Annotated in this window: 11 protein-coding genes and 3 tRNA genes; 11 read left to right on the top strand and 3 right to left on the bottom strand. The window is 44.1% G+C overall.

Annotation, left to right across the window (positions count from 1 at the left end):
- The first annotated feature begins 399 nt into the window (after positions 1 to 399).
- The 9 genes from HMPREF1039_RS01350 to HMPREF1039_RS01305 all read left to right on the top strand — a co-directional run bounded on the left by HMPREF1039_RS01350 (position 400) and on the right by HMPREF1039_RS01305 (position 11,838).
- Positions 400 to 1,437, top strand: a complete 1,038-nt coding sequence (locus tag HMPREF1039_RS01350) for an ABC transporter permease (protein WP_083811852.1) — start codon at positions 400 to 402, stop codon at positions 1,435 to 1,437.
- Positions 1,404 to 2,306, top strand: a complete 903-nt coding sequence (locus HMPREF1039_RS01345) for an ABC transporter permease (RefSeq protein WP_007390560.1) — start codon at positions 1,404 to 1,406, stop codon at positions 2,304 to 2,306. The genes HMPREF1039_RS01350 and HMPREF1039_RS01345 overlap by 34 nt, the downstream gene beginning before the upstream one ends.
- 23 nt (positions 2,307 to 2,329) lie before the next feature.
- Entirely contained in the window at positions 2,330 to 3,898 is a 1,569-nt protein-coding gene (locus tag HMPREF1039_RS01340) for an ABC transporter substrate-binding protein (RefSeq protein ID WP_007390507.1), read from the top strand.
- Between the two features lie 64 nt (positions 3,899 to 3,962).
- Positions 3,963 to 4,907: an ABC transporter ATP-binding protein gene (locus HMPREF1039_RS01335; RefSeq protein WP_232217203.1), complete on the top strand. Its 945-nt coding sequence runs from the start codon at positions 3,963 to 3,965 to the stop codon at positions 4,905 to 4,907.
- On the top strand, positions 4,900 to 5,772 hold the full coding sequence (locus HMPREF1039_RS01330) for an ATP-binding cassette domain-containing protein (protein WP_007390566.1): 873 nt from the start codon (positions 4,900 to 4,902) through the stop codon (positions 5,770 to 5,772). The genes HMPREF1039_RS01335 and HMPREF1039_RS01330 overlap by 8 nt, the downstream gene beginning before the upstream one ends.
- A gap of 169 nt (positions 5,773 to 5,941) precedes the next feature.
- The gene (locus HMPREF1039_RS01325) at positions 5,942 to 6,904 is read left to right on the top strand and encodes a glycosyltransferase family 9 protein (protein WP_235720015.1); all 963 of its coding nucleotides are present in this window, start codon (positions 5,942 to 5,944) and stop codon (positions 6,902 to 6,904) included.
- A 32-nt stretch (positions 6,905 to 6,936) separates the two neighbouring features.
- Entirely contained in the window at positions 6,937 to 7,980 is a 1,044-nt protein-coding gene (locus HMPREF1039_RS01320) for a glycosyltransferase family 2 protein (RefSeq protein WP_007390567.1), read from the top strand.
- A 192-nt stretch (positions 7,981 to 8,172) separates the two neighbouring features.
- Entirely contained in the window at positions 8,173 to 10,182 is a 2,010-nt protein-coding gene (locus HMPREF1039_RS01310) for an LTA synthase family protein (RefSeq protein ID WP_007390470.1), read from the top strand.
- Positions 10,183 to 10,866: 684 nt separating this feature from the next.
- Positions 10,867 to 11,838: a G5 domain-containing protein gene (locus HMPREF1039_RS01305; RefSeq protein ID WP_007390524.1), complete on the top strand. Its 972-nt coding sequence runs from the start codon at positions 10,867 to 10,869 to the stop codon at positions 11,836 to 11,838.
- Positions 11,839 to 11,989: 151 nt separating this feature from the next.
- On the opposite strand, the gene HMPREF1039_RS01300 is transcribed toward HMPREF1039_RS01305, so the two are convergent.
- The 3 genes from HMPREF1039_RS01300 to HMPREF1039_RS01290 form a co-directional block, all read right to left on the bottom strand.
- A tRNA-Arg gene (locus HMPREF1039_RS01300) sits at positions 11,990 to 12,066 on the bottom strand.
- Between the two features lie 8 nt (positions 12,067 to 12,074).
- Positions 12,075 to 12,148: transfer RNA gene (locus HMPREF1039_RS01295), tRNA-Gly, on the bottom strand.
- Positions 12,149 to 12,158: 10 nt separating this feature from the next.
- Positions 12,159 to 12,235, bottom strand: a tRNA-Pro gene (locus HMPREF1039_RS01290).
- Between the two features lie 392 nt (positions 12,236 to 12,627).
- On the opposite strand from HMPREF1039_RS01290, the gene HMPREF1039_RS01285 reads away from it, so the two are divergent.
- Complete coding sequence (locus HMPREF1039_RS01285; RefSeq protein WP_007390488.1) at positions 12,628 to 14,043, top strand: S-layer homology domain-containing protein; 1,416 nt, start codon at positions 12,628 to 12,630, stop codon at positions 14,041 to 14,043.
- Positions 14,044 to 14,372: 329 nt separating this feature from the next.
- Positions 14,373 to 15,806, top strand: coding sequence for an S-layer homology domain-containing protein (locus HMPREF1039_RS01280; protein WP_007390528.1), 1,434 nt, complete (start codon positions 14,373 to 14,375; stop codon positions 15,804 to 15,806).
- Positions 15,807 to 16,078 lie beyond the last annotated feature (272 nt).

Genomic DNA, 16,078 nt, shown 5'->3' with positions numbered 1-16,078 from the left:
AATCGCTAAGGATCCGGAAGAAGCGGCATTTTGGCGACATAAACTATATGTATTACAACATACATAGAAATAAAAAAAGGACACACAGCTGTGTCCTTTTTTTATTCATGCAAATAGAGAACGCGTTAAAAATAAATATGCTGTTTATGTATACTCTATGTGTAAAGTTTATATAGAGAGTATTTTTTTACGATAGCAGTTATCTTGTCTATACAAGATAATAAACAGAAGAAACAGTGAATGACCTATCGGCAAAGGTATCGGCAGACAGTGGGCGACCGGATGAATGATAGTTTATTGGAAGATATTGATAAAATTATCAACATACTTAATTCTGTAATATTGACATATTCGGTATACTTCTTGTAATATATTTTCGATAATTATATGTTGCATGCAATGAATACAGAGAAGGAAGCGGATTTTATGAAAGTTCCTTATAAGGCGATAGGTAAAAATATTGCTGTGTTTTTTATATCGTTGGCGGTGTTGTCGGGAGTTGTGTTTTTTGCAGCTTCTTACGCTCCGGGAGATCCGTTGCAGTCTTATTACGGAGATGCCGTCGATCAAATGAGTACGGCACAATATGAAGCGGCAAGACATCGATGGGGACTGGATCAGCCTGTATATAAACAATATTTTCAATGGGTAGATCGAAGCTTGCACGGCGAAATGGGAATGTCGCTGAAGTATCGTGAGCCGGCGTCCCGCGTTATTCATGATTTTGTAGGAAATACATTGTTTTTAGGGATTGTTTCGTATATTTTAATTTTTATTTCCGCGATTGTCGTGGCTGTATGTTGCGTATTATACGAAGGACGATGGTTGGATACGCTGCTTTCCGAGACGGGGACGATTTTGTTTTATTTACCGGCCTTTTGGGTGGGTTTGTTGTTAATTTTAATTTTCAATGTAAATTTGGGATGGTTACCGGGGAGCGGTGCCTATGATCCGGGGGAAGCCGGAAATTGGGGTAGTCGAGCGGAACATATTGTTCTGCCGGTGATAGTCATGTTAATTAGCCATGTATGGTATTACGCCTATATGATTCGGAATAAATTATTGGATGAAACACGAAAAGATTACGTTTTATTGGCTAAAATGAAAGGGTTGGGACGGTTGAAAATTGTTCTTTCCCATTGTTTACGTAATGTGGCGCCGACGATTTTCAGTGTCATGGCTATCGGCGTAAATCATATTGTCGGCGGTACGTATGTGGTGGAAGCCGTTTTCGCCTATCCCGGTTTGGGAAATTTAGCGGTGGAAAGTGCAAAGTATCATGATTATAATGTGTTGATGCTCGTGGTCCTGCTGACCGGTGCCGTGGTCATTGCCGCCGGTTTGGCGGCACAAGCCGTGAGCGCCCGGTTGGACAAACGGATGAAAACGGAAGGAGGTACGGCATGGACAAAAACGAACGGGCATTTACCGTCGTAGGTGCGGGGAGGCGGAAAGAACCGGACGTCATCCCCGTATCCCCGTGGCGACAGGTTATCGCGGATATACCGCGGGTTTCCGCGGTCATTTTGCTGCTGGTCGTTCTCGGCTGTATCTTGGCTCCCTGCATTGCCAATCATGATCCGGAGGCGTTTTATTTACAGCATCTTAATGAACCTCCGAACCATGAGTTTTATTTCGGTACGGATATGTTGGGAAGAGATATTTTTTCCGTTCTTTGGTATGGCGGTCGATTATCCTTGGTGATCGGCGTGTTAGCTACCGTCGTATCTTCCGGCATCGGCATGGTGTACGGCTGCGTAAGCGGTACGGCACCGGATTGGTTGGATAGTGCGTTGATGCGCATTGCGGAAATTTTGTGCAGCATTCCGTATTTATTATTGCAGTTATTGCTTTTAGCCTGCATCGGTCAAGCACATGTCATTTCCATTTCCTTGGTTATCGGCGTGACGACGTGGATGAACTTGGCCCGTATTGTGCGTAGCGAAGTACGGCAAATTCGCGGCAGCGAATATGTTTTGGCGGCACGCGCTATGGGAGGCGGTTTCTTTTATATATTGCGGCACCATTTATTGCCGAATTTCATTTCGCCGGTGTTGTTTATGCTGGTGTCATCCATCGGAATTTCTATGACCATGGAAGCGACGTTGAGTTTTCTCGGCATCGGCCTGCCCACGGAAGTTACGTCGTGGGGGACCATGTTGGCGCTGTCCACGCGGGCGTTAATGACCGACTCCTGGTGGATTATTATTATTCCGGGGTGTTTTCTTATTATTACCTTATTATGTATTACCCATATCGGGCATCACCTGCGTCGTGAAATAAATCGCGGCAGCAGTAATTTATAAATTTTTTATACAGGAGGTAAGTTATGAAGAAAAAGCGAAGTATTTTATCGTACATCACCGCATTTATTATGGCTGTGATGTGCATGTTTGCCTTTGCCGGTTGCGGTTCGCAGGGAGGCAATGCCGGAAAAACGTTGACGTTTGCCGGCCCGGATTATAAGACTCTCAATTCTATCTTAAATACACATGATGAATTGCCGAGTTTGATTTTTTCCGGATTAATGAAATATGACGGGCAGAATAAACCTGTTCCGGATTTGGCTACGTCGTATGACTTTGACAAAAATACGTTGACGTATACCTTCCATTTACGGAAGAATGTAACGTGGCATGACGGACAACCGTTTACGGCGGATGATGTCAAGTTTACCTTGGATACCTTGCGTCTTAATAAAGATATTGATGATGAAATCAGTGACAACTATAAAGAAATCAAGGCTGTCGATGTTGTCGATCCGCAGACGGTAAAAGTAGAATTGTCCAAACCCAGTGCGGCTATGTTGGACTATTTGACGATCGGTATTTTGCCTAAACATTGCTTGGAAGGGAAAGATATTATGACGGATCCGTTCAATCAGAAGCCGATCGGAACCGGACGGTATAAATTTGTCAGCTGGGATAAGGGACAATCGATTATTCTTCAGAAAAACGATAAATATTATGGTACCATACCGAAGATTGATCGGTTAATATTCAAGATTATTCCGGATGAAACGGCCAAAGCGGCACAGTTGAAATCGGGCGGTGCCGATGTGGCGTTGTTGAATGCCAAAGATGCGGCGACGTTCCGGAACAACAATCATTTTAAGGTATATGATTGCCAAACTGCCGATTTCCGCGCTATCGGACCTAATTTCAAAAACCCTTACTGGCAAAATCCCGAACATCAGGCTTTGATTCCGGTATTGGGATATGCGTTGGATAAAAAAGCTATTATTGCCGGCGTTTTGAACGGCGAAGGGGAAGCGGCATACAGCCCCATTCAATTAAATGCCGTGTATAACGATCCGACGATGGATCATATGGACTATAATCCGACACTTTTTAAACAACGGATGGCGGCTTTGGGCTGGAAATTGGGAAGTGACGGTATTTATGAAAAGAACGGCGAAAAACTTTCCTTCAGCGTAGATGCCCGCGATTTTGAAGAAGAACGGGTGGATATGGCCAAAATTGCTTCGGCGCAATTTAAAAAATTAGGCGTAGATATGAAAGTTAATGTAGTGCCTAAATTTAATTGGAAAACGATGCAGTGCTGCCTTATCGGACAGGCTACCCCCTTTGATCCTGATGCCGGGTTATATAATTTCTTCTACACCGGAGCCGGCGCCAATTATACGGATTACAGCAACAGTGCGGTAGATGCGGCTTTGGCGGCAGGGAGAAATTCCTATGATGTGGGCATGCGTAAAAACGCTTACATTCAATTCCAAAAAGCATGGAGCGCACATCCTGCCTTTATTATGATTGCGTTTATTCACGGCAATTATGTTGCAACGAACAAGGTGACGGGATTGACGACGGATCGTATCCTTGGGCATCATGCGGCAGGTATCTTCTGGAATGTAGAAAATTGGGATATCAGTGAATAATACGGTTTTGGATATACAGCACCTCGCAGTCAGCTTTTACCTTCCCCAAGGGGAGGTAAAAGCTGTGCGCGGTGTATCTCTTTCTTTAGAGGAAGGAGAAATCGTCGTCTTAGCCGGTGAATCCGGTTGCGGAAAATCGGCATTGTGTCGTTCTATTGTAAAATTGCTGCCTCGTTATGCCGTCGTTAAAAGCGGTCATATTGTCATCGGCGGTCACGATATTACGCAGTACACGGAAAAGGATATGCAGGCTGTACGGGGGTTGGAAGTCGGCATGGTATTTCAAAACCCTTTGACTACCTTAAATCCGGTACTTTCTATCGGTACGCAATTGGCGGAAGCACTTAAAAGGCGTACGTCGGCAGGCGCTCGAGAACTGAACGAGCAGGCGGTCGGATTGTTGGAACAGGTGGGGATACAGCAGGGAAAAGAGCGCTTGGCGATGATGCCGGCGGAATTTTCCGGCGGGCAGCGCCAACGCATTACTCTGGCCATTGCGTTGGCCTCGCAACCTCGGTTGCTGATTGCCGATGAACCGACTACGGCCTTGGATGTGACTGTACAATTGCGAATGATCGACCTGTTGCGAAATTTGGCTAAAAATTCGGGATTGACCGTCTTATTGGTGACCCATGATTTAGGAGTGGCGGCTCGCATTGCGGATCGTGTGGGTATTATGTACGCCGGCAAATTAGTGGAAATCGGGACCACTGAAGAAATTTTTTCCGATCCCCGTCATCCGTATACGCAAGGGCTGTTGGCGGCATTGCCGTCTGCGGCGCGCGTGCATAAGCGGTTGCGTTCCATTCCGGGAATGCCGCCGGATATGTTGCACGTGCCGGCGGGAGACGCGTTTGCCAATCGCAATCCGCGGGCTATGGCGATTGATTATGAAGAAGAACCGCCGTTCTTTTCTTTATCGCGCACGCATCGGGCGGCAACTTGGACATTGGATCCGCGAGCGCCGGAAGAAGTACGTTGTCCCGATGGGAGGAAAAAGGATGAATGAACCGTTATTGCGTGTAGAACATATAAAAAAATATTTCACTCTGCCGTCCGGCCGGCTGTTAAAAGCGGTAGATGATCTGTCGTTTTCCGTCCGGACAGGGGAAACGATCGGGATCATCGGGGAATCCGGTTGCGGTAAATCGACGTTGGCACGAGTGTTGGCGGGGATGATCACGCCTACGGCGGGGAACTTGTATTTTAAAGGGCAGTGTATACCGGCGGGAAAACGTAATCGCAACTTGCAACGGGCGATTCATTTGGTGTTCCAAGATTCGGACAGCGCGTTTGATCCGCGCATGTCCGTACGGGAAAGTTTAAAAGAAGCTCTATATTTATCCGGACAAGCGCAAGGAGAGGACAACCGGCGGATCGCGGAATTATTGCAGCAGGTAGGGTTGGAAAATCGCTATGTTCATGCGTATCCCTCGGAGCTTTCCGGCGGACAACGACAACGGGCGGCCATTGCCAGAGCGTTGGCTACACGCCCGCAATTGCTGATTGCCGATGAACCGGTGGCCTCTTTGGATGTTTCCATTCAAGCACAAATTATTAACCTGCTGGCCGATTTGCAAGAACAAGAAAAATTTTCCATGTTGTTTATTGCACATGATTTGGCGGTCGTACGTCATATCAGTGATCGGACCTTGGTGATGTTGGCGGGAAAAATCATGGAAATCGGACCGACGGAAGACCTGTTTACCCATCCCGCCCATGTGTATACTCAATTGTTGTCCGACTCTATTTTACCGGCGAAGCCGCATAAAGAATCTATTGCGATGACGCCTCATTTATGGGGAAAAGACATTTCCGCGGCCGGCTGCTTACAAGAAATACGACCCGGACATTATGTGCGTCGTGAAATTTGAAAAAGGGGGAAAGAACAAGGCCTATATGCCTTGTTCTTTTTTTGCAGCGGTATATAGCTTGTCATAGCTCTTGCAATTTGTTGTCAATATAGGTGTTCGGTTGTATAATAAATAAATATACGGTATAAATCGGTATAAATTATGCGATTATCCAACAGGAGAGAGGAGAATGAAACATTTTTTGATTTTTTCCGCCGCTTATTTCGGGGATACGTTAATGACCGGCGCGTTATGTATGAATTTAAAACGCATGTATCCTCAATGCTATATTGTGTTTGTCGTCAATAAGCCGTTTGCCGATGCGGCGCGCTACCTGAACGGAGTAGATGAGGTGTGGCCGCTGGATAAAAAGGGAAGCGACCGAAGTGTATGGAGCAAATATACATTTTTGAAAAAATATGAGCGGCGGTATGTGTTTGATGCGGCGTTTATTATGTGGAAAAATTTTTTCGGGGCCCTGGCGGCGAAGTTCTGGGGGGCCAAGAAGATATATGCCGAGCCGGGTGCCTTGTGGCAACGTTTTTTTTTAACTAACGGGGCCATTGATTTTAAACATTGGGTACACGTGCAAGATAAGATGGCGTATTTAAGTGAATTGTATTCCCATATGCCTATGGAAAGCATGAAAATACGCTATCATATACCGGACGAAGCGATGGCATATGTGAAGAAGCTGTTACAACATGAAGGGCGTCCGTTGGTGCTCATTAATCCGTTGACGAAAAATAAGAAAAAAGATTTCTCTTTGTCGCTGGTTGCGGCCTTGGCACAGCAAATAGACCGTGCAGGGTATACGCCGGGAATGGTGGGCTGCGGTATAGCGGCGACTCGCTATTATGACGCCTTACCGCCGGAAACCGGAAACATTCTGCGTAATTTTTCCAATCGCACGACGATTCCGCAATTAGCGGCCTTATTAGCCGCTTCTCGGCTTTTGATCAGTGCGGATACAGGGACGGCGCATTTGGCGTTAACCGTAAATGTGCCGTTGGTTTTTGTGGTTTATCGAAATGAGCCGTATCGTTTGCGACGATGGGCGCCGAAATCTTTTTATCGTGCCGTAACGGTCAGTCATGAACAGGCCTTTAAAGCGGATGATATTTGGCGTGCAGGCAAAAAATGGTGCTTGTAGAAGAACTTTTTAAGACAAGGAGAATGGTACTTATGACATATAACCCGTTAATTTCCGTCATTATTCCTGTATATAAAACGGAACAATTTTTGGATCGGTGCTTGCAAAGCGTGCTGGGGCAAACCTATACACATTGGGAAATCCTTCTTATTGATGACGGTTCTCCCGATCATAGCGGTGAAATATGCGATCGCTATGCGCAGCAGGATAAGCGGATTGTTGTGCGGCATCAACCGAACGGGGGATTAAGCGATGCGAGAAACACCGGTTTATCCATGGCGCATGGGGAATGGATTTATTTATTGGATTCTGATGATTTTTTGTTACCCGAAGAATTTTCTTCCTTGCTGGCTTATTCAGAAAACGGTACGTATGATATTGTGACCGGTCACTCGGTAAGTGTAAAAAATAATCGCATGATTACTACCGATAAAGATGCCGTTTATGAAAATAACATTGAAACTATACGACGGCAGAGTTTAAGCGGATATGGAAATATGGCTGCCAGTAAATTAATAAAAAAGGCCTTATTTGACGGCATTCGTTTTCCTGTGGGATATTTAATCGAAGATGCGTTTGTCATGCCTAAGTTATATTTGCGTGCTCGTAAAGCATGTATTGTGCCGACGGCATATTATTGTTACAGTAAAGAAAATCCGGAGAGTTTGTCTAACGGGATTCATCTTAAAGATCGTCTGGATATAATGTATAGCGGGTTTGTTGCTTGGCAGGAGAAATTGCAATTTTGCAAGCAATTAGGTTATGTAGAAGCGCAGGCGATATGTCAAAAACAGATTAGTATGTGCGGATTACATTATTTGTTGTATTGTACGGGCGTGAAGGAAAGAGACAGGCATAAAGAACGGGAAGTGTATGCGTTTATTCAAACGTGTCCTACTGACGGGTTATCGAAAGTCAAGCGGTTTCAGCAGTATTGTGTTCGACATCATTGGCGGGGGATTATCGGGGGCATGGGAAAAATCATGATCCTGTCTTTTCGGCTGCGGACATATTTCAGAAAGCGCCGCTGGAAAAAATATGGTATATGGCAGTATGAAAAAACGACAGAAAACTAGTGACTATAAAGGGTACTGCAGGAAATTTTTGTTGCGAATAAATGAGGCGCCGGTATATAATGTGAATGATAATCATAATATCGTATACGGCGTATTGTTTTTAGTCCATAAAGCGTGTAGGGGAGGTATCTGTACGTGTAATGGCGAGATAGGGGAAAACGACAAAAGGGAAAAGAAGGGAACGAAAGAGTAATGTTTGAAGTATTTTTTTTAGGGGCACAGCAAGATTTAAAATTAATTATTATTCCGTCTATTATTTGTTTATTGTTCAGACTGGCCTTTATAAAAATATATGGTCCGCAGCGGGACAGCGGAGAGTACGGGAAAAAAGTTCGGGAATGTTTACGGTTCGGCTTTTTATGGGGCTTGGACTTTCATGCGTATGTGTATTTAGTGTCTTTGGTTTTCATTACCCTTCCCGGCGTCTTCTTTTCCGAATATAGGATGTATGCCGGTATATTACGCATACTGTTGGTTGCCGTATATGCACTTTGCCTGTATGTTGTATTTATGGGAAAGATGATATTTTACGGAGAGTTTCATGATATTTACAACCAAACTATGTTGTTGGGAAAACATGCGGATAAGGGAAATTTTTTTGATATCTTCTTTTTTCAATATCACGGCGGTTGGATGGTATTGGGATTAATTCCGTATTTAGGCGTTACGGCAGGTTTTACACATTTTCTTTTACAAACGCCTGTTTTTCCGTATCCGCAATGGTTCATGCCCGGCATGTCCTATGCGGTAAATACGGCCTTTTTTGTCATTGCCGTTCTTTTGTTTTACTATATACGGTATGGCGGGCATTTATCTCATTTATTTAAACCGTCACGCAATAACATGCCGACTATTTTGAAGAACGATATATTTTTTTCTAAAGCGGTGGTCGATGACTGCATCGCCATTGAATTAGTATTGAAACAACAGGAACAGCGTATTCTAAACCATTCGGAAGAAGAAGCCGTGAAAATCATGGCTCCTGTTGTGCGGGTACGGGAGACGAAGGATATATGGCGTCCGTTTTTGCGGCAAGCCGAGGGACCCCGTATACGTAAACCGAAACATATTTATTTTATTGTCGGTGAAAGTTATACACAAGTGCCTTTTGATGACCACTATCAAGCGTTGCATTTAGTGGAAGAAGGAAAGAAATTTCGAGCCTCGGCACATACGTTTTCTATACCGAATTTTTTATCGGCCGGGATGATTTCCCAACCGTCTTTGGCGAGTTTGTTTTCCGGTATATTTGATGCCAATTTTGAAATTAATGAAATGCCGGCTTTTCAACAACAGCAATTGCCTACGGCTTTCGCGGGGCAGGTAAAAAAATTGGGTTATACTACGGCATATTGGTATGGCGGTAATACGGCATGGGCCAGTTTGGGACGATTCGGTAAGGCACAGGGATTTGATATTTGCAAAGGGGCGCCGGAATTTTGTCCGCCTCACTCGCCGACTACGTGGCTGGGCATTTACGATCACATATTTTTTGAAGGATTATATAAAGAATTATGTGCATTGCCGGCGGATGAACCTATGTTTCATCTTATTTATACCACTTCCAACCATCCTCCGTATACGATACCGGTAGAGAAGTACGGCTTTGATCCGGACCGTATTATGCCGGACTTAACTCCGGACATACGTAAAAACCGCAAGTTACTCAATAATTTAGGCATGTATTGGTATGCGGATTATTACATGAGTGAGTTTATTCGTAAAGTACAGGCATTGGATCCGGACAGTTTTATTTTGGTTACAGGCGATCATTCGCGGTTGATTATTCCCTTTCACACACAAATGTATTCGGAAAAAGAGCCGAGTGTACGTGAAAAATATTGTACCTCCTTTGCGATGCACCATCCGGACTTACAACGTTCCATGTTTCCGCAACTGCACATTGGCGGGCATATGAATATTATGCCAACCGTTCTGGAAGCGATTGCGCCGAAGGGCTTTTCGTATTATTCATTAGTTCCTTCCTTTTTCGACTGCTTGGATCGAGTCGTTACTCCCTTCCATTGGTTGACGCAAGAGCGGGTAGGGTATTACGGGGATGAAGTGGCGGAAGCGCTGGATACGTATAGACCGGAAATACAGCAGGGAACTACATGTTTTTCTAATGAAAGAGCGGCGTGGTGCGAATTTACTGCATGGATTATTCGACATCCCGAATTATGGCGGCACGTAGGGGATTAAAAAAGTCGGTTCTATATGTCGGGAGCGAAACATAAGTCGTTTTTCAGGGTAAGAAAAGATGGGAAGTATGTCTGCCGGTTCTTACTCCGACATGTATATCGGTCCCTTTTTATAGGTTGTTTTATATGACAAATGTTTTTCCTATTGATTGAGAAGAGAAAAAAAGTTTTTCTCTTCTTTTTTTATGTATACAGAGAAAAAGGTCGGGAATATCTTTTTTTACAATTGGCGTGTATAAGCGAAAAAATCAGTATATATAGGGAAAATATTATAGAGATGCGGGAAAATTTTTGTAAATAAGAATGGCAAGGTGAAAATAAGTATAATATGTATACTGTCTACTGTAAAAAGACAAATAAATGCCGATTTTATAAATTTTTTTATATATTTTTTATATGGAGAAAATATAAGTGGGAGAAGATGAAGAAATATAACCTGTAAAACGAATGAAAATAGATATAAAAATATAAATTTAAAATAAATTTAAAAACAAAGTGGGAAAAATATTTTTTGTTATCATAATTATTGCATACGGCACGGTATCTGGTGTTTTAAAAGTCGGACATATGTTTACAATTCTATTACAAATACGCATAATACGTATTTTTGGCTTTATTGTAAACTCATAATAATTGACACTCGTGTCCGCCTTTGGTAGAATATGCGTCAGTTAGGAGGGATTTGATGAACAAACGCTGTCAAGGGCCCGTAACTCGTATGTATGCTACCATTATCGCTTTGATTTTAGTTGTTTCGTTGGCCGGTTTTGCGGAAAAAGGAAAAACCGTGGTTATCGAAGCCGATGGTGTCAGTCAGACTGTATATACGCATGCAATTAATAAAGACGCACTTATGCGTGAGCAAAAAATTAACGTAGGGCCATATGATGAATTGGTCATGTCGACGTCGGCATTAAAGGACGGTTCTACCGTAGTATTGCGACGTGCCGTTCCTGTCACCCTGGTCTGTAACGGGGTGAAACGAACCGTCATGACCGCCAAGCAAACGGCGTGGGATGCGGCAAGCCAATATGGGTATAGCCGTGATCGCTACCGCCCCTTCGGCAATCCGGACCGACCGGTAGTCAAGGGGATGACCATTACGATCGGTACGTTCACCGAAAAAACATTGACGGAAGATCAAGTACTTCCGTATGCTATTGAAAGTATTCCTGATGAAAGCCTGCCCAAGGGACAGGAAAAAATTGTACAACAAGGCCAAAATGGCAGTAAACGGGTAACGGTTAAAATTGTGACCATGGAAGGAAAGGTTGTTTCACAAGAACCGGTATCGACGAAATTACTTACGGAAATGAAGCCGCTTATTCGTCATGTAGGGACGAAACAAGTGATTAATACAGGCTCATTATCGCGGTATAAGCAAGTGATTTCCATGCAGGCAACGGCATATTTGCCGACAGACGGCAACGGCAAAGGGTTAACGCGTATGGGAACCCGCGCCCGTCGCGGTGTTGTTGCGGTAGATCCGCGGGTTATCCCGTTGGGAACCAAAGTGTATATTCCCGGTTATGGCGTGGCTGTTGCAGAAGATACGGGCGGAGCCATATTAGGGAATCGTATTGATTTATGTATGGAAGATTATAATTCTTGTATGAGCTTCGGGCGGCGCAGCGTGCCCGTGTATATTTTGGAATAAGTCGCTGTGCGGACAGTGCGGTAAGCTTTTACGCATAGCAAAAGAAAATACAAATAAGCTGGTATACGGACAGGATAGTCGTATACCGGCTTATTTGTATTTAAAAGGCGGGAATCATAAAAAAACCTCGTTCAGTGAACGAGGTTATAGTTGGTGACCCAGTAGAGATTCGAACTCTAGACCCACAGCTTAGAAGGCTGTTGCTCTATCCAGCTGAGCTACTGAGTCATAATAAATGGAGCGGGTGATGGGAATCGAACCCACGTAACCAGCTTGGAAGGCTGGCGCTCTACCATTGAGCTACACCCGCATTTCTCGTGTGGTCGGAGCAGCAGGATTTGAACCTGCGACCCCCTGGTCCCAAGCCAGGTGCGCTGCCAAACTGCGCTATGCCCCGCCAACAAAATGAATTATACCGTGCTTGGCGGATTTTGTCAAATGGTTTTCGTTAAAACCCGTAAAAGGGAGTATATAGTTATGTTTTTTTTATTCCGGAGCACTAAGCAGTTGGTTTGAATATAAATAATGATGAGTAAATGTATATAATTATTGCTATAAACGATAAAAACGATAATTACTTGCATAAATGGAATAATATTGACATAAAAATGTATAAAGTGATACTATACAACTAGGAATTTTGCGACAGCCAAAGTTCATAAGAAAAGCCGTTCGGCGTGGGTATGTGTAGCGGCAGGATAACAGAGAACCTTGCAGCGCAAATGTATACTGCGTCGCCGGTGCTTTTCGAAAGTAGTAACAGTATTTTGGGAAAAGAGGTCATGTAGTATGAAAAAGGTAAAAATTCTCGCCGCTCTCGCGGCCACCATGGCGGTAGGCGCCACCTGCGCTTTTGCAGCCAATCCGTTCGCCGATGTACCGACAGACAGCTGGGCGTACAAATCGGTAGTTACGTTGGCTAACTCCGGGATTCTTCAGGGCGTGGACGGCACGCATTTCCAAGGTAACCGCAACATTACTCGCTATGAAGCGGCGGAAATTACGGCTAAAGCCATGGCACATGCTGATCGGGCCAATGCACAGCAACGGGCGGTTATTAACAAATTGGCCCATGAATTTGCCGGCGAATTGAACAACTTGGGCGTACGTGTCGCCAATTTGGAAGACCAAGTCGGCACGGTGAAATTCTCCGGTACCTTCAAGGCGGAGTATAATTACAAAGGTGCACAAAAAACAGAAATTGATACAGCTAACTATCAAACGTTCCTCGTAGCAAAAAAAGTAAAGAAGACTCCCGTATGGAAAGCCGCCGCCGACATTCCGCAACCGAATTTGCTTGAACGGACTTCGGTGACGCGAGCCGCGGCAGCTGCCAATAGTCGTGATGCTGCAGTGAAGAAAATAACGGGAGATGACTCGTATTCGTATACGGCACAACTTACGGCGACGGCAAAAGTAAGTGATAAGACAAAAGCGGTTGTCGGCTTTAAATATAAAGGTGAATTCGTCAAAAACGGCGACGCCGATAAGGCTTATGCTCATGTAAACGTGGCCAATGTACAGACCGAGGTTGCCGATCGGGTCAGTGTCTTGGCAGGTCGGTATAACCTGACCTTGGGACAGGGCTATATTTATGATGATACGGTAGACGGTGCGGAAGTACAGTATGGCGGTAAAAAAGTAGAGCTCAGCGCAGGCTATGCCAAATTAAAAGCTGATTATCCGACATATAAAGTAGGGTATGTACAAGCCAAGGCGGCGGTCTGTGATCGGGTTGCTGTAGGCGCTTATTTCGGAAAGGTCATGACGGGTGAACCGAATTTGCGTACGCAGGTATACGGGGCTTCCGTACAGGCGAAAGTGTCTGATCAAGTAAAGGCGTTAGTAAGCTATGAAAAGTATAAGGAATATAAAACGGACACACATGAAACGAAGTCTAAACCGGCTTCCTGGTATGGCAAGGTAACGTATGGAAATGCGGATTTTGCCACGCCGAAATCTTGGGATATTTGGGTGGATTATTTGCAGGCGGATGATTTCGCTATGGTAAACGGCGCCACCTGGAGAAGCGGTAACTTACAAAAAGATGTGAAATCTTGGGGTGCAGGTGTAGAGTATGTGTTCGCTAAACATGCCAAATTCCAATTACAACAAAGTTTTGCATCGAAGAAAAAGTCCGATATAAAGGTTATAAATACCAAGTTGGGGGAACAGACAAAAGCGCAAGTTGTATTTGTATTTTAAGGTGTACAAAAAAGGAATCACGACAGTGATTCCTTTTTTTTGTATAAAATGATAACTATTAATAACAATATTGATAAATATTAATAAAAACACAGAAAAAAGGCTTTAAATATATAAACAAAGTATTTTATTGACAAAAATATGTATAAAGTGATAGAATGGCCACATGATTTTGATAAACAATCGGAATCATGCGGGAATATAGAAAGTACGTGTAGCGGCATAAGACTCTGCAAGGCAACGAGGCAAACTTGGAGACGGGATGTGTCACCGCACTTATTTTTTATTCCTGAAAACATTGCAGTATTTTGGGAAAAGAGGTATACAGTATGAAAAAGACAAAGATTCTCGCCGCTCTCGCGGCCACCATGGCGGTAGGCGCCACTTGCGCATTTGCAGCCAATCCGTTCGCCGATGTACCGGCAGACAGCTGGGCGTACCAATCGGTAGTCACCTTGGCTAACTCCGGGATTCTTCAGGGCGTGGACGGCACGCATTTTCAAGGTAACCGCAACATTACTCGCTATGAAGCGGCGGAAATTACGGCTAAAGCCATGGCACATGCCGATCGGGCCAATGCACAGCAACGGGCGATCATTAATAAATTGGCCAATGAATTTGCCGGCGAATTGAATACCTTGGGCGTACGTGTTGCCAATTTGGAAGACCAAGTCGGCACGGTGAAATTCTCCGGAGGTTTTAAAGGTACTTATATTCATCATGGGGCGAATACGACCGAATTGGATATAAATAATTACAAAAAACCTGCCGCTGCACCGAAAGAGTCGGAAAAATGGATGAGTGTGCAAGATATTTATGCAAAAAAAGACACGTTAACCGATCCGAAATATGCAGCTTCTGTAAGACGCGCCACAGATAATGTGGAAAAGAAGAGAGACAAAAACACGGCAGTACAGGGAGACGCTTCGTATTCGTATGAAGCTAAGTTACAAGCGACGGCAAAAGTAAGCGATAAGATTCAGGCGGCTTTCGGTTTTAAGTATACGGATGAGTTTAAAAACAGCGAGCAGGCGGAAGCTTCTCATGCCTATGTAAATGTGGCTAATGTACAAGCTGCCGTAACTGATCGGGTGAGCGTATTGGCAGGGCGGCATGAGTTGACCTTGGGACAGGGCTATATTTATGATGACGTGGCGGAAGGTGCGGCAGTACAGTATGCCGGCAAAACAGCGGATTTCAGTGCCGGCTATGCCAAGTTAAAAGAAGCAAAGAATTATAAACTGGCCTATGTACAAGCTAAGGCGACGGTCTGTGATCGTGCCGCTGTAGGCGCTTACTATGGACATGTAGTGGTACCCGGTGCCTCGAAGGAGATCTCCACTCAGGTGTACGGCGCTTCTTTACAGGCGAAGGTAAGCGATAAGGTACAAGCGTTGGTAAGCTATGAAAAGTATCATGTATATGATACGAACAATAAGAAAACGACGGATAGCGCTGCTGTCCGGTACGGCAAGGTAATGTACGGAAATGCGGATTTTGCCACGCCGAAATCTTGGGATATTTGGGTAGATTATTTGAATACGGATAAATTCAGCATTCCTGTTTCGGGAGATTGGCGTATTTATAATTTAAAAAATAATGCGTCTACTTCTTGGGGGATCGGGGTAGATTATGTATTTGCCAAGAATGCTAAGTTGGAAATAAAACAGACGTTGGCTTCTAAGAAGAAAACGGAACCCGTACAGGGAGCAAAAGTTAAATTTGCTGAAACCACAAAAGCACAACTCGTATTTGTATTCTAAACGATACCAAAAAAGGAATCACGACAGTGATTCCTTTTTTTTGTATAAAATGATAACTTACCATAAAAAAAGTGATAAATATTAATAAATACATAGAAAAAAGGCTTAAAACACATATAACAAGCATTTTATTGACAAAAATATGTATAAAATGATAGAATGACCACATGATTTTGATAAACAATCGGAATCATGCGGGAATATAGGAAGTACGTGTAGCGACATAAGGCTCTGCAAGGCAACGAGGCAAACTTGGAGACGGGATGTGTCAC

The organism is Megasphaera lornae (assembly GCF_000214495.1).
Taxonomy (GTDB): domain Bacteria; phylum Bacillota; class Negativicutes; order Veillonellales; family Megasphaeraceae; genus Megasphaera; species Megasphaera lornae.
This window is presented reverse-complemented; position numbering and strand designations above follow the sequence as displayed.